This is a genomic window from Martinezella hainanensis, from assembly GCF_900094555.1.
GTDB classification, from domain to species: domain Bacteria; phylum Pseudomonadota; class Alphaproteobacteria; order Rhizobiales; family Rhizobiaceae; genus Rhizobium; species Rhizobium hainanense.
Genome location: NZ_FMAC01000007.1, coordinates 331,604 through 350,578 on the forward strand (window position 1 = coordinate 331,604; position 18,975 = coordinate 350,578).

The 18,975-nt window shown below is 60.1% G+C and carries 13 protein-coding genes; 4 read left to right on the forward strand and 9 right to left on the reverse strand.

Annotated features, from left to right (window positions below):
* The first annotated feature begins 13 nt into the window (after window positions 1-13).
* Window positions 14-1,069, forward strand: coding sequence for an ABC transporter ATP-binding protein (locus tag GA0061100_RS22945; protein WP_075855037.1), 1,056 nt, complete (start codon window positions 14-16; stop codon window positions 1,067-1,069).
* A 54-nt stretch (window positions 1,070-1,123) separates the two neighbouring features.
* Here GA0061100_RS22945 and GA0061100_RS22950 read toward each other — a convergent pair whose 3' ends face one another.
* The 8 genes from GA0061100_RS22950 to urtA all read right to left on the reverse strand — a co-directional run bounded on the left by GA0061100_RS22950 (window position 1,124) and on the right by urtA (window position 12,365).
* Window positions 1,124-4,282: an efflux RND transporter permease subunit gene (locus GA0061100_RS22950; RefSeq protein ID WP_075855038.1), complete on the reverse strand. Its 3,159-nt coding sequence runs from the start codon at window positions 4,280-4,282 to the stop codon at window positions 1,124-1,126.
* A gap of 9 nt (window positions 4,283-4,291) precedes the next feature.
* Entirely contained in the window at window positions 4,292-5,539 is a 1,248-nt protein-coding gene (locus GA0061100_RS22955) for an efflux RND transporter periplasmic adaptor subunit (RefSeq protein ID WP_075855039.1), read from the reverse strand.
* Window positions 5,540-6,283: 744 nt separating this feature from the next.
* Window positions 6,284-6,484: a hypothetical protein gene (locus GA0061100_RS22960; protein ID WP_075855040.1), complete on the reverse strand. Its 201-nt coding sequence runs from the start codon at window positions 6,482-6,484 to the stop codon at window positions 6,284-6,286.
* Between the two features lie 284 nt (window positions 6,485-6,768).
* Window positions 6,769-7,464 carry an urea ABC transporter ATP-binding subunit UrtE gene (gene urtE, locus GA0061100_RS22965; protein WP_075855041.1) on the reverse strand — a complete coding sequence of 232 codons (696 nt, stop codon included), beginning with the start codon at window positions 7,462-7,464 and terminating at the stop codon, window positions 6,769-6,771.
* Window position 7,465: 1 nt separating this feature from the next.
* On the reverse strand, window positions 7,466-8,221 hold the full coding sequence (urtD, locus tag GA0061100_RS22970; protein ID WP_075855042.1) for an urea ABC transporter ATP-binding protein UrtD: 756 nt from the start codon (window positions 8,219-8,221) through the stop codon (window positions 7,466-7,468).
* Window positions 8,222-8,225: 4 nt separating this feature from the next.
* A complete protein-coding gene (gene urtC, locus GA0061100_RS22975) occupies window positions 8,226-9,386 on the reverse strand; it encodes an urea ABC transporter permease subunit UrtC (RefSeq protein WP_075855043.1) in 1,161 nt (386 codons plus the stop codon).
* On the reverse strand, window positions 9,383-11,008 hold the full coding sequence (gene urtB, locus GA0061100_RS22980) for an urea ABC transporter permease subunit UrtB (RefSeq protein ID WP_083961428.1): 1,626 nt from the start codon (window positions 11,006-11,008) through the stop codon (window positions 9,383-9,385). Before urtB ends, urtC begins: the two co-directional genes overlap by 4 nt.
* A gap of 67 nt (window positions 11,009-11,075) precedes the next feature.
* Window positions 11,076-12,365 (reverse strand): urea ABC transporter substrate-binding protein, encoded by a 1,290-nt coding sequence (urtA, locus tag GA0061100_RS22985; RefSeq protein WP_075855044.1) that lies wholly within the window; start codon window positions 12,363-12,365, stop codon window positions 11,076-11,078.
* Between the two features lie 230 nt (window positions 12,366-12,595).
* On the opposite strand from urtA, the gene GA0061100_RS22990 reads away from it, so the two are divergent.
* The 3 genes from GA0061100_RS22990 (at window position 12,596) to GA0061100_RS23000 (ending at window position 17,867) form a co-directional block, all read left to right on the forward strand.
* Window positions 12,596-15,985 carry a hybrid sensor histidine kinase/response regulator gene (locus tag GA0061100_RS22990; RefSeq protein WP_075855045.1) on the forward strand — a complete coding sequence of 1,130 codons (3,390 nt, stop codon included), beginning with the start codon at window positions 12,596-12,598 and terminating at the stop codon, window positions 15,983-15,985.
* The gene (locus GA0061100_RS22995) at window positions 15,978-16,901 is read left to right on the forward strand and encodes a response regulator (RefSeq protein WP_075855046.1); all 924 of its coding nucleotides are present in this window, start codon (window positions 15,978-15,980) and stop codon (window positions 16,899-16,901) included. Before GA0061100_RS22990 ends, GA0061100_RS22995 begins: the two co-directional genes overlap by 8 nt.
* Before the next feature lie 168 nt (window positions 16,902-17,069).
* Entirely contained in the window at window positions 17,070-17,867 is a 798-nt protein-coding gene (locus tag GA0061100_RS23000) for a creatininase family protein (protein WP_075855137.1), read from the forward strand.
* On the opposite strand, the gene GA0061100_RS23005 is transcribed toward GA0061100_RS23000, so the two are convergent.
* Window positions 17,855-18,823, reverse strand: coding sequence for a LysR family transcriptional regulator (locus tag GA0061100_RS23005; protein WP_075855047.1), 969 nt, complete (start codon window positions 18,821-18,823; stop codon window positions 17,855-17,857). The two genes, GA0061100_RS23000 and GA0061100_RS23005, sit on opposite strands and share 13 nt — an antisense overlap.
* Window positions 18,824-18,975 lie beyond the last annotated feature (152 nt).

The window sequence follows — 18,975 nt, forward strand, 5'->3', positions numbered from 1 at the left end:
TGGGAGGACGGAAATGGCACATGTCAGAGTGAACAACGCGCGCAAGGACTATGGCGCATTCAAAGCCATCAAGGGCGTGTCGGTGGATATTCGCGACGGCGAGTTCGTCGTGCTCGTCGGCCCTTCGGGCTGCGGAAAATCCACCCTGCTCAGAATGATCGCCGGCCTTGAGGGGATCACGTCGGGCGATATCCAGATCGGCAAGCATATCGTCAACGAGCTGGCGCCGAAGGACCGTGACATCGCCATGGTCTTCCAGAACTATGCGCTCTATCCGCATATGACGGTCGCCAAGAACATGGGCTTTTCCCTGCGGCTGAAGCGGATGCCGAAGGCGGAAATCGACCAGCGGGTCGGTAACGCCGCAAAGATCCTCGGCCTCGAAAATCTTCTCGAGCGCTATCCGAAGCAATTGTCGGGCGGGCAGAGGCAGCGCGTTGCCATGGGCCGCGCGATCGTGCGTGATCCCGCCGTCTTTCTCTTTGATGAACCCCTGTCGAACCTCGATGCGAAGCTGCGTGTGCAGATGCGGTCCGAGATCAAGGAAATGCACCAGCGGCTGCAGACCACCACCATCTATGTCACGCACGACCAGATCGAGGCGATGACCATGGCCGACAAGATCGTCGTCATGAAGGATGGCTTGATCGAGCAGTCGGGATCGCCGCTCGATCTCTACGACCGGCCGGCCAATCTCTTCGTTGCGGGCTTCATCGGCTCCCCCGCCATGAATTTCATCAAGGGCAGCATGACGAACGAAGGCTTCCGCACCACGGACGGACTTATCCTGCCGAGCGAACGAAGCCCGCCAACAGCCGTCACCTATGGCATTCGCCCCGAGGACATCAAGCTGGTCGATGACGGCATCGAAGTGGAAACCGTCGTCGTCGAACCGACGGGATCCGAGACCATGGTCATCGCCCGCCTCGGTGCGCAGACGATCACTTGCGTTTTCCGCGAGCGGATCAGGGCCGCACCCGGCGATATGTTGCGTATCGCTCCGGCTCATAACGCGGTCCATCTCTTCGATGAAAGCGGACAGCGCATCGACAGTGAGAGGACGCAATAGCCGGAATCCCTCTTTCCGCAGGCCCGGCATTGCTGCCGGGCCTGCGTGCAGTCGTCATGGTGACGAATCCGGCGTCGCACCAGCAACGTCCAGCTCCCCTCTCGTCGTGTCGATCACTCTCCTGCCTTTGAAGACACGACGGACGGAGACGAAGAGCAGCGGGATGAAGAAGACGCCAAGCACGGTTGCCGAGATCATGCCGCCCATGACGCCGATACCGATCGAGTTCTGGCTGCCGGAACCGGCCCCATTGGCGATCGCCAGCGGCAGAACGCCGAGGATGAAGGCAAGCGAAGTCATCAGGATCGGCCGCAGACGCTGGCGGGATGCTTCGAGCGTGGCATCGATCAGGTTCTTGCCCTGGTTCTGCTGCTCGATGGCGAATTCGACGATCAGGATGGCGTTTTTCGCCGCCAGGCCGATAGTCGTCAAGAGACCGACCTTGAAGTAGACGTCGTTCGACTGTCCGAACAGGGTTGCGGCCAAGAGCGCACCGAAGATGCCGATCGGCACCGACAGCATGACGGCGAGCGGGATCGACCAGCTTTCATAAAGGGCTGCGAGTGCCAGGAAGACGACCAGGATGGAGATGGCGTAGAGCTGGCTTGCCTGGTTGCCGGAGAGCTTTTCCTGGGCGGACAGGCTGGTCCATTCATGGCTGAAGCCTGGCGGCAGGGTCGCCATGATCTTGTCGATCTCGTTCATGGCGTCACCGGAGGAGACCCCCGGCGCTGCTGCCCCCTGGATTTCGACGGCGGACGAGCCGTTATAGCGCTCCAGACGCGGCGAACCATAGGTCCAGATACCTGAGGCAAAGGCCGAGAAGGGCACCATGTCGCCGCCGGAGTTGCGCACATACCAGCGATCGAAGTCTTCCGGCTGCATACGGAACTTGCTGTCGGCCTGTACATAGACTCTCTTCACACGGCCACGATCGACGAAGTCGTTGACGTAGGTGCCACCCCATGCGGTCGACAGGGTTGCATTGATGTCAGCCAGATCGATGTTCAAGGCGCGGGCCTTTTCCTGATCGATATGGATCGAATATTGCGGCGTGTCGTCCAGTCCATTTGGACGTGTTCCGCTCAGCTTCGTGCTGCCGGACGCTGCGCCCAAGAATTGGTTGCGGGCACCGATCAACGCGGCGTGGCCGGAGCCGTTGATATCCTTGATGAAGAAGTCGAAGCCGCTATTGTTGCCAAAGCCGGGGATTGCCGGCGGTGCCAGTGCAAAAACATTGCCGTCCTTGATCTTGGAAAAGGCCGCCATCGCGCGCCGGGCGATCGCCTGGGCAGAGGATTGCGGGGTCCGGCGCTGATCGAAGTCTTTGAGGTCGATGAAGGCAACGGCAACATTCTGGCCCTGACCGCTGAAATTGAAGCCGACGCTGCCGAACACGCCGTCCACATAGTCCTTCTCATTGTTGAGATAATAAGCGATGACCTGATCGAGCACCTTCCGCGTGCGTTGGGCCGTAGCACCAGGAGGCAGCTGAATGCTGGTCAGAAGGCGTCCCTGATCCTCTTCCGGAAGAAAGGAACTCGGCAGGCGGTTGAAAAGATAACCGACACCGACGCCAATCAGGACGAATATCACCAGGAATACGGCACCGCGGCGGATCATGCCATGGATGGTTCGCTGATAGCCGCGCGTTCCCCGTTCGAAGTTGCGATTAAACCAGCCGAACAGGCCGCGTTCCCGCGCTCCATGCTCCGGTTTCTTCAGGATCGTAGCGCAAAGGGCCGGCGTCAGGATGAGGGCGACGATGACGGAGAGTACCATCGCCGAAACGATCGTCACCGAGAACTGCCGGTAGATGACGCCGACGGAGCCTGAGAAGAAGGCCATCGGGATGAACACGGCCGACAGCACCGTGGCAATGCCGATCAGCGCGCCAGTGATTTCCTGCATCGACTTGATCGTCGCCTCGCGCGGCGACAACCCTTCTTCCTCCATCACACGCTCGACGTTTTCGACGACGACGATGGCGTCGTCGACCAATAGACCAATGGCAAGCACCATGCCGAACATGGTCAATGTATTGATCGAGTATCCGAACAGCGAGAGTACGCCGAAGGTGCCAAGCAGCACGACCGGGACGGCGAGTGTCGGGATCAGTGTGGCGCGGATGTTCTGCAGGAAGACGAACATGACGATGAAGACGAGCACGATGGCTTCGAACAGCGTCTTGACCACATCCTCGATCGACAGCTTCACGAAGGGCGTCGTGTCATAGGGATAGACGACTTCGACATTCGGCGGCAGCGTGCTGCGCAAGCTATCGATCGTCGACACGACCCTCGCCGCTGTATCGATGGCATTTGCGTCGGTCGCAAGACTGATGCCGAGGCCGGCGGCGGGCATGCCGTTATAGACGCCCGAGGTGACGTAGCTGTCGGCACCCAATTGCACGGTGGCGACATCATTGACGCGCACCAGGGAGCCGTCAGGCTGGCTTTTGAGGATGATGTTTTCGAATTCCTCCGGCGTCTGGAACCGGCTGCCGGCCGTGACGGTCGCATTGAGTTGCTGACCACCAAGTTGCGGAAGGCCGCCCAATTGGCCAGATGAGACCTGTACGTTCTGCGCCTGGATGGCGGAGACGACATCCGATGTCATCAGCTGATATTTGACGAGCTTGTTGGGATCGACCCAGATGCGCATGGCATAGCGCGCGCCGAAGAGCGTGGTATCACCAACGCCCGGAACGCGCTTCAAAGTATCATTGAGGGTGCTGTCGACATAGTCCGCAAGGTCGGTCGGCATAAGCTTGCGATCCGTCGACACAAACGCCGCAACCAGGAAGAAGCTGCTGGTCGATTTCGAGACGGTGATACCGGTGTTCTGAACAACTTGCGGCAATTGCGCGGTGACGAGCTGCAGCTTGTTCTGCACCTGCATCTGCGCAACGTCGGGATTGGCCTTGTTGGTGAAGGTGAGCGAAATCGAGGCCTGACCCGTCGCTGTCGAGGTCGAGGTCATATAGTCGAGATTGTCGATGCCGGTCATGCCCTGCTCGATGACCTTGGTCACCGAGTTTTCGACGGTTGCCGCATCAGCGCCGGAATAGGTGGCGGTGATACGCACCGTCGTCGGTGCGATCTGCGGATATTGCGCGACCGACAGCGTGAGGATCGAAAGTGCGCCCGCCAGCATGATGACGATGGCGATTACCCAGGCAAAGATCGGCCGGTCAATGAAGAAACGAGACATGTTTTACCCTCAATTCGTCGAACCGGTGACCGCGCCTTTGTCGGCGCCGTTGGCCTTGCTCAGTTGAGCGGATTGGGATGCACCCGTCGCCGACGCCTGTTCGAGATTTCCGCTGGCATCATCGACCGTCACCAGCGCGACATTCACCTCTTGGCCGTCACGGACACGCTGGATCCCTTCGACAACGACGCGATCCCCCTCCTCTATCCCATTGCCGACGAGCCAGCTGTTACCGATGCTGCGCTGAACAGTCAGAACACGCTGCTGGATTTTGCCGTCCGCACTCACGAAGAAGGCGATCGGTTCGCCTTTCGTATTGCGGGTTACGGCACGCTGCGGCACCAGGAAGCTGTTTTCGGCGACGCCTTCCTGGATGGTGGCGCGCACATACATGCCCGGCAGCAGAACCCGCCCTGGATTGGGGAAGGTGGCGCGGACATTGAGCGTTCCGACCGTCTCGGCTACTGCCGCCTCGGCAAATTCCAACGTGCCGCTTTCCTTGTACTGGGTTCCATCCTCCAGCGTCAGACGGACCGAAACATTGTCGCCGCTTGTCTTCAGGCGCCCCTCCTCCACTGCACGCCTGAATCTCAGAAGGTTTGTGCTCGACTGCGTGACATCGACATTGATCGGGTCGAGCTGGCGAATGGTGGTCAGCGCCGTGGTCTGCTCGGCAGTGACGAGGGCGCCGACCGTCACCGTCGATGCATCGACACGCCCGGAAATCGGCGCCCGGATCTTTGTATAATCAAGGTTGATCCGCGCCGTCTCCAATGCCGCCTTGGCGGAGGCCACATCCGCTCGCGCCTGAACGAGTGTCGCCTGCGCGTCATCGGCATTTTGCTGGCTGACGGCGTTCTGTGCGCTCAGGCCCTTGTAGCGATCCAGCCGGGCCTGGGCATTGGGCACCGCGCCTTCAGCTTTCTGCAGAGCGGCAACCGCACTATCGTAGGAGGCCTGGAAGGAGGCCGGATCGATCTCGTAGAGCACGTCCCCCGCCCGAACCTCGCTGCCTTCCTTGAAATTGCGGCTGCGAATAATGCCACCGACCTGCGGTCGCACCTCGGCAACGAGATTGGCGCTGATGCGGCCGGGGAGATCGGCGGTGATGGCGACCGATTGCGGATGCAATGCCATCGCACTGACCTCGGATTTCACCGTTCTGCCGCCATTCTGTGCTGCCGGCTGCTGGTTGCAGCCCGCCAACAATGTGACCACGAATCCCGAAACCACGGCCCGTGTTAGATGTCGTTTCATATAACCCTCGTTGCGTACGGATCTAAATCTGAAGGGAAGAAGGGAGCGGGAAGGCCGTTTCCCGGCGGCACAGCTCGGCGCGAATTCGCGACCATCCCGTCGCCTCAGGGAACCACCGTCAAGTCTGACGGGATCGACCGCGATTCACGTTTTTCATCGCTCCCGCTGAATGAACATATTCTCGCGAAGATCCGATCGATCTGCACAAAAGCCGCTACCTGCATGAAACGGATTGGTGAGCATGTCTTGGTTGGTCTCGGCGATCTCTGCCGTTATTCTCGTATCAGCATCACATGAAATGGACGGATAAATAGTAAGTGTAGAGCTATCACGATCTCTGTTTGAATCGTACTTCTTGTATATCTGACAACTCGATATCAAGCCGATGATCACTGCTTTAAATCCCGTTTGATCAATGCCGTCAGCAGGATTACTCCAATTTTGTTGCATGGTTTTGCCAAGAAATCATCAAAGTGTGTCAATCGGTCTCGACACGACTATTCACGAAACCGTGTTGCAATATATGGTTTAGCGTACCACCATCTACTCAATCCTGATCGTGTTCATCATCGCAAAAACATCGATACTCATGCGGCACGATCACAGGTTAATGATCATACCATTCATCGATCACTGTGTATTGGCAATGCGATGGAAGATCAGTTGTGCATGACTATTACACCACCGCGAACCCGCGCCCAGATTCCACCTGAGAAGGATGTTGTTACCTGTGTTCAGCCGCACTCATTGCAGTGATGCAGCAGAGGTCGTCTTGCGAATGGTAATTTCGATGCCACCCATGGACTTGCCGTCATCGGTCACATCCGGTACGCGAATGTAAAGGATCTCGGAATAGTTGCGGAACGTGCCGCCGATTAGCTCATATATCGCAAGTGCTGTATTTTCCGGGAGTTCTTCGACCGATATGTTTTTACGTCGCTGCATGGGATTCTCTTTCAAAAGTCGGGGCGCCTTCAAGAGATAGAATGACTGCCGACACTTTAGTCGCGATTTGTCGCAAAGATATCCCAGGAATTCTGGAAACTGTCACAAATACGTGAGGGTCGCTTCCGGGGAAGCAGATACGGAATATTCCACGCGGCCCCTCGGCGAAATCGTGGGGTCAAAGCTACCGACGTATCTGATCGAGACAATTTCCGGCGTATCCCGAAACTACCGCCACGCTAGCCTGTAACTCCCGAACCCCGGCTGCAAGCACCATTCCCCGCTCAAACGGTCAGATGCCGGCGGGCCTCCGGCGTATCCAGCGTCTCCGCCAACCCTTCATGCACGATCTCACCGCGATCCATGATGTAGACGTAGTCGGCAAGCTCGCGGCAGAAATCGAGATATTGTTCGACCAGCAGGATCGCCATGCCGGTCGAATCCCTGAGATAGCGGATCGCCCGACCGATATCCTTGATGATCGACGGCTGGATGCCCTCGGTCGGTTCGTCCAGAACCAGGATCTTCGGCCGCGTCACCATCGCCCGGCCGATCGCCAGCTGCTGTTGCTGGCCGCCTGAGAGATCGCCGCCGCGGCGCGACAGCATGGATTTCAGCACGGGAAACAGGCTGTAGATATCATCGGGAATGCTGCGGTCGCGGCGGGGAAGCGGTGCATAGCCCGTCTCGAGATTTTCCTTCACCGTCAACAGCGGAAAGATCTCGCGGCCCTGCGGCACATAGCCGATCCCCTGTTTGGCGCGCGAAAACGGCGCCATGCCGTTCAGCGTTACACCATTGAAGGTCACGGTACCCGCCGACAGTGCATGCTGTCCGGTGACGGCGCGCAAGAGCGAGCTCTTGCCGACGCCGTTGCGCCCGAGGACGCAGGTGATCTTGCCCATCTCCGCCTTGACGGAGATGCCGCGCAGCGCCTGCGCGGCGCCATAATGCAGATTTGCGTTTTCGACTGTCAGCATCTCACCGCCCCAGATAATTCTCGATCACCTTCGGATCGCTGCTGACGAAATCGATCGACCCTTCCGCCAGCACCGCCCCTTCAGCCAGGCATGTGACCTTGACGCCGAGATCGCGGATAAAGCCCATGTCATGTTCGACAACGACGACCGAGCGTGTCTTGGCGATCTCTTTCAGCAGCACCGCCGTTTCGGCCGTCTCCGCATCCGTCATGCCCGCAACCGGTTCGTCGACCAGTAAGAGCTTCGGCTCCTGGGCGAGCAGCATGCCGATCTCCAGCCATTGCTTCTGGCCATGCGAAAGGTTCGCCGCCAGCTCGTCGCGCCGATGCGATAGCCGAACGGTCTCCAAAATCTCCTCGATACGATCGCGGTCGGCAGGCGTCAGCCGGTAGAGGAGCGTCGCGAAGACGCCGCGACTGCGGTTGAGCGCCAGTTCGAGATTGTCCCAGACCGTATGGCTTTCGAAGACCGTCGGCTTCTGGAATTTGCGGCCGATGCCAAGCTGGGCGATATCGGCCTCATCCTTCTTCGTCAGGTCGATCTGGCCATTGAAGAACACCTCGCCCTCGTCGGGCCGCGTCTTGCCGGTAATGATATCCATCATCGTGGTCTTGCCGGCTCCGTTCGGGCCGATTATGGCGCGAAGCTCGCCCGGCTCGATGACGATCGACAGCGAGTTCAAGGCCTTGAAGCCATCGAACGAGACGGAGACATTGTTGAGATAGAGCATGCTGTTGGGTTTGATGTCCGGGATCATGATCCTACTCCGCAGCCTGCACGGATTGCTGGCCGTCATCCTTCGCAGCCTTCGGTGGTGGGCTTGCAGGCCGGCGTTTCTTGCCGAGATATTGCGCGATGGTGCCGACGATGCCCTTTGGCAGGAACAGCGTCACCGCCACGAACAGACCGCCAAGGGCAAACAGCCAGAAATCGGGAAACAGGCCGGTGAAGATGGTCTTGCCGCCATTGACGAGGATAGCGCCGATGATCGGGCCGATCAGGGTCGCTCTCCCGCCGACGGCCGTCCAGATGACGACTTCGATCGAATTGGCCGGCGCGAACTCACCGGGATTGATGATACCGATCTGCGGCACATAGAGGGCGCCGGCAATGCCAGCCATCATCGCCGAGACGACGAAGACGAAGAGCTTCATATGCTCGACGCGATAGCCGAGAAAACGCGTGCGGCTTTCGGCATCGCGCACGCCGACCAGCACCTTGCCGTACTTCGAGCGTACGATGGCCGAGGACAGCATCAGGGCGAGCGCAAGGAACACCGCCGTCACGGCAAAAAGCACGGCGCGGGTGCCATCGGCCTGAATGTTGAAGCCGAGAATATCCTTGAAATCGGTCAGGCCATTATTGCCGCCGAAACCCATGTCATTGCGGAAGAAGGCAAGCAGCAGAGCATATGTCATCGCCTGCGTGATGATCGACAGATAGACGCCGTTGACGCGCGAGCGGAAGGCAAACCAGCCGAAGACGAAGGCAAGCAGACCAGGCGCGACGAGCACCATGAGCATGGCAAACCAAAAATGATCGAATCCGTACCAGAACCATGGCAGATCCTTCCAGTTCAGGAAGACCATGAAGTCGGGCAGGATGGGATTGCCGTAGGTGCCGCGCGAGCCGATCTGCCGCATCAGATACATGCCCATCGCATAGCCGCCGAGCGCGAAGAAGGCGCCGTGGCCGAGAGAGAGAATTCCGCAATAGCCCCAGACGAGATCGAGCGCCAGAGCCAGAAGCGCATAGGTCAGGTACTTGCCGAACAGCGACATGAGATAGGTGGGCACATGCAACGCGCTCGTTTCCGGCAGAGCCAGGTTCGACAGCGGCACTAGCGCCGCGACAGCAAGCAGGATCGCGATAGCGATGCTGATGCGGCGGTCGAGCGAGCGAAGGATAAAGGCCGTGATCATGCTTCCACCGCCCTTCCTTTGAGCGCGAAGAGGCCGCGCGGACGTTTCTGGATGAAGAGGATGATGAGGACGAGGACAAGGATCTTGCCGAGCACCGCCCCCGCATAGGGCTCGAGGAACTTGTTCAGAATGCCGAGCGAGAAGGCACCGACGAGCGTCCCCCAGAGATTGCCGACGCCGCCGAACACCACGACCATGAAACTGTCGATGATGTAGCCTTGGCCGAGATTCGGCGAGACGTTGTCGATCTGCGAGAGCGCGACGCCTGCCATGCCGGCGATGCCGGAACCAAGCGCAAAAGTGAAGGCGTCGACCCAGGACGTTCGGATCCCCATCGAAGATGCCATGCGTCGGTTCTGCGTCACCGCGCGCATCTGCAGGCCGAAGGCCGAGCGCTTCAAAAGAAGCAGGAGCGCAACAAACACACCGAGCGCAAAGACGATGATCCAGAGCCGGTTCCAGGTGATGGAGAGATAGCCGAGATCGAAGGAACCCGACATCCATGAGGGATTGCCGACCTCCTGATTGGTCGGCCCGAAGATCGAGCGCACCGCCTGCTGCAGGATCAGCGAAATGCCCCAGGTGGCAAGCAGCGTCTCCAGCGGCCGGCCGTAGAGAAAACGGATGACGCCGCGCTCGATGACGAGGCCGACGGCGCCGGTGACGATGAAGGCGACCGGAAGGGCGATGGCCAGTGACCAGTCAAAGAGCTCGGGGTAGGACGTGCGAATGACGCTCTGTACCATGAAGGTGGAATAGGCGCCGAGCATCACCATCTCGCCATGCGCCATATTGATGATGCCCATGACGCCGAAGGTGATGGCAAGGCCGATGGCGGCCAGGAGCAGCACCGAGCCGAGCGACAGGCCGTACCAGACATTCTGAACCGCATCCCAGACCTTCAGCTGTTCCTGAATGCCGGCAATGGCGGCTGCGACGTCCGGCTTGAGACTATCGTCTACGGAAACCGAAGACAGAATGCCGATCGCATCCCGCCCGCCTTCATTCTTGATCGTCTCGATTGCAGCCTTCTTGTCTTCCACAGGGCGATCCGAGCCAAGGATCGCAACGGCCCTTGCTCTTTCAAGCACGCCGCGAATTTCTCCGTCCTTCTCGCTCCGCAGCGCGGTCTCGACGGCTTCCAGCGAATCCGCGCTCGGCGCCTTCAGAATGGATTGCGCGGCCTCCAGCCGCGTCGCGCGATCCGGGCTCATCAGCGTCAGACTGCCGAGAGCCGCGCGAACGGCACGGCGCAGATTGTTGTTGATCTTGATCTTGCCGAGATTGTCCTTGGCTTCCTGGCCGGCCGCCTGTCCGGTCAAGGGATCCACCAGATCCATCATGTCGCCGGAGGATTTGGCGATGAACACCTGATTGTCCGATTTTCTTATATAAAGATCACCGTCGGAAAAGGCCTGCAATGCCGGCACCACCTTCGGATCGCCTGTCTTCGCAAGACTTTGGACGATATCGCCGGCCTTCTGGAAATTCGCCTGGCCGAGGGAGTTGATGAGGCCGTGAGCATCCTCCTGGGCGCGCAGGGTCGTCGCGGTCAACGCCAGCACCAGACAGAAGCCGGCGACCAGCGCCAAGGCCATGCGGTAAACGAATTTGTCGAACATTGCACTAGTCCCCTCAAGCTGCCGCGGGCAGAAAAGCCTGCCCGCGGCGGTCTTGCGTCGGCTGATATCAGGAGCCCTTGCCGCCGCACTTGCCGGTGGAAACGTTGAAGTTGCCGCAGTTCATCGGCATGCGCCAATCCGAGATCAGATCCTTGCTGTCAGGCAGATAGTCGGACCATTCCTTGCCGACCACGGCAGGGGTCTGCGAAACCACATCGAACTGGCCGTTTTCCTGCACTTCACCGATCAGCACGGGCTTGGTGATGTAGTGGTTCGGCATCATGGTGGCGGTACCGCCGGTGAGATTCGGAACGCTGACACCCACGAGTGCGTCGATGACCTTGTCCGGATCGGTGGTGCCGGCCTTCTCGACGGCCTTCACCCACATGTTGAAGCCGATATAGGCGGCTTCCATCGGGTCGTTGGTGACGCGCTTGTCGTTCTTGGTGTAGGCGTGCCATTCCTTGATGAAGGCGGCGTTGGCGGGCGTATCGACCGACTGGAAGTAGTTCCAGGCTGCGAGATGTCCGACCAGAGGCTTGGTGTCGACGCCGGCAAGCTCTTCTTCACCGACCGAGAAGGCGACGACCGGAATATCCTCGGCCTTGACGCCCTGGTTGCCCAGTTCCTTGTAGAAGGGAACGTTGGCATCGCCGTTGATGGTGGAGACGACGGCGGTCTTCTTGCCGGCTGCACCGAAGGCCTTGATCTTGGAGACTTCCGTCTGCCAGTCGGAGAAGCCAAACGGCGTGTAGTTGATGATGATGTCTTCGTCCTTGACGCCCTTGGACTTCAAATAGGCTTCGAGGATCTTGTTGGTCGTGCGCGGATAGACATAGTCGGTGCCTTCGAGCACCCAGCGCTGCACGCCTTCGTTCTTCATCAGGTAGTCGACGGCCGGGATCGCCTGCTGGTTCGGAGCAGCGCCCGTGTAGAAGACGTTGCGCTCGGACTCCTCACCCTCGAACTGAACAGGATAGAACAGGATAGAATTCAGTTCCTTGAAGACAGGCAGAACCGACTTGCGCGATACCGAGGTCCAGCAACCGAAGACAGCCGAGACCTTGTCCTTCTGGATCAGCTCGCGGGCCTTTTCTGCAAAGAGCGGCCAGTCGGAAGCCGGGTCGACGACGACGGGCTCGAGCTTCTTGCCGAGAACGCCGCCCTTCTTGTTCTGCTCGTCGATGAGCATCAGCATGGCATCCTTCAGCGTCGTTTCCGAGATCGCCATAGTGCCGGAAAGCGAATGCAGGACACCGACCTTGATGGTGTCATCGGCTGCGAAAGCGCCGTGGAATGCTGTCGTGGACATGATGGCGCCAAGCAACGCGCCGGAGACGAGAGTCTTGAATTTCATCCGTGGTTCCCCTCTTTTTGTCTGCCGCAACGGCCGGTAAACAAGGATTGGCCGTTGCCTTCAGCGACTATCCGGCCGCCTCTTGGGAAACCACATACGTAAAATGACGTAGGCGCCGGGGCGAAATGTGCAGCTTTGGGCACTCTCATGCCCTTAAGCACCATATCGATCCATGTTACGACATCCCTGGACTGCCAGACTGATTATGGCAGGACGGACGAAGGGCAAGCATGGCTGCGCGGCAACGCATCATTCCGGTAAGGCGCGAGTATAATCGCTGGGTCGCGAACCAGACGCTGGAAGACTACGCCCTGCGTTTCACGGCCAAGAGCGCCCGGCAATTTTCCTCGCAGCGCATTTCGCAAACAGCGATCGGCGCCATTTCCTTCCTGGCGCTGGAAGCAATCGGCGGCGCGATCACGCTTTCCTACGGCACGACGAACGCCTTCTACGCCATCATCGTAGCGAGCATCGTCATGCTTTCGGTCGGCTTGCCGATCAGCCGCTATGCCATTCGTCACGGCGTCGATATCGATCTCCTGACGCGCGGCGCAAGCTTCGGCTATATCGGCTCGACCATCACCTCGCTGATCTATGCGAGCTTCACCTTCATGCTGTTTGCGATCGAAGCGTCGATCATGTCCGGAGCACTGGAGCTGACGCTCGGCATACCCGTTTGGATCGGCTACATTATCAGCGCCGTGATGGTGATCCCGCTCGTCACGCACGGTGTGCGTCTCATCAGCCGGTTCCAGCTGCTGACGCAGCCCTTCTGGATCGTGCTCAACATCCTGCCCTTCGTCTTCATCGCCTTTGCCGATTGGGGAAAGTTCGATCTTTGGCGTGCCTTTGCCGGCATTCACCATACTGCCAGCGTGCCGGGCAGTGCCGCCCCTTTCGATCTGGTGGAATTCGGTGCCGCCTCCGCCGTCATCCTGGCGCTGATGTCGCAGATCGGCGAGCAGGCCGATTTCCTGCGCTTCCTGCCGCCGGATGGCCATCGCAAATGGCGCCACCGCCTGGCCGTCTTCCTGGCCGGCCCCGGATGGGTCATCATCGGCGCACCAAAGCTGCTCGCCGGCTCCTTCCTCGTCGTCTTGACGCTGACCTCGGGCGTGCCGGCCGATCGCGCCGCCGATCCCGCGCAGATGTACCTGACCGCCTTCGGCTACATGATCCCCTGGCACAATGCGGCACTGCTCTTGATGGCCGCCTTCGTGATGATCTCGCAGCTGAAGATCAACGTCATGAACGCCTATGCCGGCTCGCTTGCCTGGTCGAACTTCTTTTCGCGGCTGACGCATAGCCATCCCGGCCGCGTGATCTGGCTGGTCTTCAATGTCGCCATTGCGCTGCTTTTGATGGAGCTCGGCATCTACCGGCTGCTTGAAGAAACGCTCGGCATCTTCTCGATCATCGCCATGGCGTGGCTTTGCACCATTTCCGCCGATCTCTTTATCAACAAGCCGCTGGGACTGGCTCCATCAGGCATCGAATTCAAGCGCGCGCATCTCTACGACATCAATCCCGTCGGCCTCGGCGCCATGGCGCTTTCGGCGACCATCGCCCTTGCCGCCCATTTCGGCGCCTTCGGATCGATCGCGGCATCGCTTGCGCCCTATATCACCCTGATCGTCGCATTCATCGCCTCGCCTGCCATCGCCTGGGCCACGAAGGGCAAATACTATCTCGCCCGCAAGCCGCGGCAGAGCTGGAAGAACCTCAGCACCATAACCTGCTCGGTCTGCGAGCATCCGTTCGAGCCGGAGGACATGGCCTGGTGCCCGGCCTATGCCGCACCGATCTGCTCGCTGTGCTGTTCGCTCGACAGCCGCTGCCACGACATGTGCAAGCCGAAGGCACGGCTCAACACGCAGGTCGCCACCGTCGCAAAGACCCTGCTGCCCGAAAGCATCGTCGCCAAGCTCGCAACACGCCTCGGGCGCTATGGCATTGCCGTCGCCATGGCACTGATCGCCATCGGCGCCATCCTCGCAATGATCGCGCATCAGGTTGGCGCCGCTTCTCCCGAGACGGCATCCGTCGTCAATCGCACGATCCTCATCGTCTTCTTCGTCTTTGCCGTCATCGCGGGCGTGGCCTGTTGGTTCTATGTGCTTGCCCATGACAGCCGGGTGGTCGCCGAGGAAGAATCGTCGCGCCAGAACACGCTGCTCTTGAAGGAAATCGCCGCGCACAAGAAGACGGACGCCGCCCTGCAGGGAGCCAAGGAGGCGGCCGAGGCGGCAAACCGCGCCAAGAGCCGCTATGTCGTGGGCCTCAGCCACGAATTGCGCACGCCGCTCAATGCCGTGCTTGGCTATGCGCAAATCCTGGAGCGCGACGAGACCATTCCGGCGCCCAGGCAATCCTCCCTGAAGGTCATCCGCCGCAGCGCCGAGCATTTGTCGGGTCTGATCGACGGGCTGCTCGATATTTCGAAGATCGAGGCCGGCCGCCTGCAGGTCTATTCCAATGAGATCAACATCCAGGATTTTCTCGACCAGATCGTCGACATGTTTCACCCGCAGGCACAGGCAAAAGGGTTGAGTTTCATCCATGAGCGCTCGTCCGCCCTGCCCGATTATGTCCGTACCGACGAGAAGCGGCTGCGCCAGATCCTCGTCAACCTGCTCTCCAACGCCATCAAGTTCACCGATGCCGGCAGCGTTCGCTTCGAAGTGGGTTACCGCAATCAGGTCGCCACATTCACGGTTTCGGACACCGGCCGCGGCATCGCGGCCAAGGATATCACGCGCATCTACGAGCCCTTCCAACGTGGCGAGGCCGACAGCGTCAGGCCGATGCCCGGCCTCGGCCTCGGCCTCACCATCACGCAATTGCTGACCAATACGCTCGGCGGCGAGATTTCAGTTACGAGCGAGAAGGATGTAGGCTCGACCTTCAAGGTGCGCCTGATGTTATCTGCCGTGATCCGGCCGATGAAACCACCTGCACAGGAACAGCGTATCGTCGGCTACGAGGGGCCGCGGCGTACCATCGTCGTCGTCGACGACAATGAGGATCATCGCGAGCTGATGCGCGAGATCCTGTCGCCGCTCGATTTCATCGTGCTGACCGCCGCCGGCGGCCCCGACTGCCTGACGCTGATCGAAGGCATAAAACCGGATCTGTTCCTGGTCGATATCTCCATGCCGGGCATGAACGGCTGGCAGCTCGTTTCGCGTCTCAGGGAAAACGGCCAGGCGGCGCCGATCCTGATGCTGTCGGCCAATATCGGCGATGCCGCCGCCGCGACCGACAGCGACGATAGCCACAACGACGCTATCTCCAAACCGGTCGACATCCGCCAGCTCCGCGACAAGCTTGCGCTGCATCTCGGGCTGAAATGGATCTATACCGATGCCTCCGCCCCGGCCGCACCGAAGCCGACGCCAACCCTGAAGAGCCCTGGCATCGAACATGTCCGCGAATTGCTACGGCTTGGCGAGATCGGCTATGTCAGGGGCATCGAGGCAAAGCTTGCGGATCTCGCCAGGCTCGACGAGAACAAGCCCTTCACCGACGCCTTGCGCGCTCATGTCCAGGCTTTCGATCTCGACGGATTCCTGAATGTGCTGCGCAGCTTCGACACTGAAAAGGTAGAACAGATTGGCTGAGCCCACCCATCCCCGCGACATAGTCTTGCTGGTGGACGATTCACCCGAAGCGCTCGGCTTCCTGACGGATGCGCTCGAGCAGTCCGGCTTCTCCGTACTGATCGCCACGTCGGGACTAGCGGCGCTCAACATCGTCGAACGCATCACGCCCGATCTCATCCTGCTCGATGCCGTCATGCCTGTCATGGATGGTTTCGAGACCTGCCGCCGGCTGAAGGCCAATGCGGGCATTGCCCAGATTCCCGTCGTCTTCATGACCGGGCTCACCGAGACGGAGCATGTGGTGCATGCGCTGGAATCAGGCGGCGTCGATTATCTGACCAAGCCGATCAATGTCGACGAACTGCGCGCCCGCATCCGCGTGCATCTGCGCAATGCCCGCTCCGCCCAGAGCGCCAGAGTGGCGCTCGACGCCGCCGGACGCCACTTGCTGGCGGTCAAGGGTAATGGCGCCATCCACTGGTCGACCCCGCAGGCAACGCGCCTGATCAACGCCGCTACCGGCAGCGACGACGGTCTGGAGCTGGCATCCAAACATATTGCTGCCTTCATGCTCGAACGCGAGCGGCTCGGCCCGGCACGCGACGATCTTCTTTCGATCAGCAATGGCCGTCAGGCCGCCCTACAGTTCACCTTCCTCGGCGCGATCGGGGCCGACGAATACCTCTTCCGCCTGACGGCCAGCAATCAGAACGCCGACGATGAAACCTTGCGTCAGAGCTTTGCGCTGACGCAGCGCGAGTCCGAGGTGCTGCTGTGGCTCGCCAAGGGCAAGTCGAACCGCGACATCGGCGAGATCCTCGGGCTTTCGGCCCGCACGGTGAACAAGCATCTGGAACAGATCTATGTGAAGCTCGGCGTCGAGAACCGGGCATCTGCCGCGGTGAAGGCGGCCCACGTCCTGCACAGGCCCTAGCGATAAAACCGAAGCCCGACGACCGTCGGAGCGACAAAGAGCCAGTTTGACGACTCCGCCCTGCGCGTACGCAAAAAGGCAGCGGCACGGCCGCAAATTGATGCTTTCCACCGTCATCATCCTTGCCGTATCCGTTTAAGGACAAGACGCTGACGAGAGGACATGGCAATGGCGAAGCCCTTTTACTGGAATGAACTCAACACCTATGATTTCGCCGGTCTCTCGCCCGATACCACCATCGCGATCCTGCCGATCGCCTCGACGGAACAGCATGGTCCACATCTGCCGATCGCAACGGATGTCGCGATCGCTGAGGGCATGCTGACTGAGCTGAAGGTGCAGCGCCCGGACGATCTCGATTTCCTCGTCCTGCCGCTGCAGGAGATCGGCAAGGCCAACGAACACGTCTACGGCCCCGGCACGCTGTCGCTGAGCGCAGAGTTGCTGATCCCGGTTTGGACCGCCATCGGCGCCAAGGTGGCCGAGGCCGGCATCCGCAAGATGGTCATCGTCAACTCCCATGGCGGAAACCTCGATATCATGGGCATCGTCGCGCGCGAGCTACGCGTACGCTACCAAATGGCCGTGGTCGCCACGCAATGGACCCGCTTCGGCACGCCTGAGGGCATGATCGACGACCATGAGCAGCGCTTCGGCATCCATGGCGGCGATGTCGAAACCTCGCTCATGCTCCATTTCCGGCCCGAGCTCGTGCGGATGGACAAGGCTCAGAATTTCGCCTCCAAGGCCGAGTGGATGAAGGAACATTCGAAATATCTGCAGCCTTTGCCGCCGCATTCGCTCGCCTGGATCGCGCACGACCTCAATCCGAACGGCGTCGTCGGCAATGCCGCCAACGGCACGGCGGAAAAAGGCGCGCTGATCTGCCGTCATGAGGTCGCCGGCTTCATCGAGATGCTGCGCGACCTGCGCGACTATCCGCTTGCCAACCTCTATTCGAAATAGGCGTCCGCGCGTCGTCGCTCGGAGGGCGGGATGATATGCCCCTTCGCTTGCAGCTCCTCGACGATCCCGGCCAACTCCGCGAGCAAATATTCGACGAAGAGGCTGGTGGCGGCATCGAGCGGTGCTCGCGTGCGAGCGAAGAGCTTCATCGGCTGAGGCCGTGAGTGTGGCTCGGCGATCGGCCGGAATACCAGCTCGCCGCGCCGACATTCGGTGATGACATCAAGCGGATTGAGCAGCGTCAGCCCCGCCCCGCATTTGACCATCTGCTTCAGCATCTCCGAAGCATTGCTCTCCAGAACCGGCTCGACCTGGACGGCAAGACGGGCGAGGGTCAGGTTGATGACGTCTCTAAGGCTGGTGCCGGGCTGCGCCAGGAGCAGCCTCTCCTCGACGACGTCGGCAAGGTTGATCGGCCCCGGCCCGATCAAGGGGTGACCGGGCGGCAGCACGACGCCGATCGGTATGTCGAAATTGCCCAGCGAGCGGATGCCGGGTGTCGCCGGGATGTTGAAGCCAAGCCCGATGTCGACCTCGCCCGAAACCACCGGCGCAATCGTTGTCGAGCCGGCATCGTTGCGCAGCTGGATGAAGACCCTTGGATGTTCGGAGAGAAAGCGCGCGATGATCTCAGGCAAGGGACCGCCCGTAAGACCGACGGTCGCGACCATCCTGACCTTGCCGGCCTGCTGCATCTTGAGACTGCGGATGCGACCCTCCAGCCGCTCGTAATTCTTCAATACCTCGCGGATGTGCTCGATACAGAGCTCGCCGGCCGCCGTCAGCCGCAGGCCGCGCGGCAGGCGTTCGAAGAGCGGGGCGCCCATTTCCTCCTCTAGCGCCAGGATCTGGCGGTTGATCGCCGATGAGGCCACGTTCAGCCGTGCCGCCGCCTTGCGGATCGAGCCGCAGCGGGCGATTTCATTGATATAGAGAAGCCGTCTTGAGTGCAGCATGCGAGTTCCCATTGCTTAATTTTTGCCCAGGCCGCACAATTTAGGCACAGACCCGGGAACAGATGCCGAAAAGGCATCAATGCGCACGAATTTTGATGCTTTTCAAAGAGCAAGGCAACCGCTCAAATGCAGGAAATGGGCGCCAACAACGA

What these genes read in the sequence shown, in the direction of transcription:
- GA0061100_RS22945 (WP_075855037.1), top strand. Translation starts at nt 14, where the DNA reads ATGGCACATGTCAGAGTGAACAACGCGCGCAAGGACTATGGCGCATTC.
- GA0061100_RS22950 (WP_075855038.1), bottom strand. Translation starts at nt 4,282, where the DNA reads ATGTCTCGTTTCTTCATTGACCGGCCGATCTTTGCCTGGGTAATCGCC.
- GA0061100_RS22955 (WP_075855039.1), bottom strand. Translation starts at nt 5,539, where the DNA reads ATGAAACGACATCTAACACGGGCCGTGGTTTCGGGATTCGTGGTCACA.
- GA0061100_RS22960 (WP_075855040.1), bottom strand. Translation starts at nt 6,484, where the DNA reads ATGCAGCGACGTAAAAACATATCGGTCGAAGAACTCCCGGAAAATACA.
- urtE (WP_075855041.1), bottom strand. Translation starts at nt 7,464, where the DNA reads ATGCTGACAGTCGAAAACGCAAATCTGCATTATGGCGCCGCGCAGGCG.
- urtD (WP_075855042.1), bottom strand. Translation starts at nt 8,221, where the DNA reads ATGATCCCGGACATCAAACCCAACAGCATGCTCTATCTCAACAATGTC.
- urtC (WP_075855043.1), bottom strand. Translation starts at nt 9,386, where the DNA reads ATGATCACGGCCTTTATCCTTCGCTCGCTCGACCGCCGCATCAGCATC.
- urtB (WP_083961428.1), bottom strand. Translation starts at nt 11,008, where the DNA reads ATGTTCGACAAATTCGTTTACCGCATGGCCTTGGCGCTGGTCGCCGGC.
- urtA (WP_075855044.1), bottom strand. Translation starts at nt 12,365, where the DNA reads ATGAAATTCAAGACTCTCGTCTCCGGCGCGTTGCTTGGCGCCATCATG.
- GA0061100_RS22990 (WP_075855045.1), top strand. Translation starts at nt 12,596, where the DNA reads ATGGCTGCGCGGCAACGCATCATTCCGGTAAGGCGCGAGTATAATCGC.
- GA0061100_RS23000 (WP_075855137.1), top strand. Translation starts at nt 17,070, where the DNA reads ATGGCGAAGCCCTTTTACTGGAATGAACTCAACACCTATGATTTCGCC.
- GA0061100_RS23005 (WP_075855047.1), bottom strand. Translation starts at nt 18,823, where the DNA reads ATGCTGCACTCAAGACGGCTTCTCTATATCAATGAAATCGCCCGCTGC.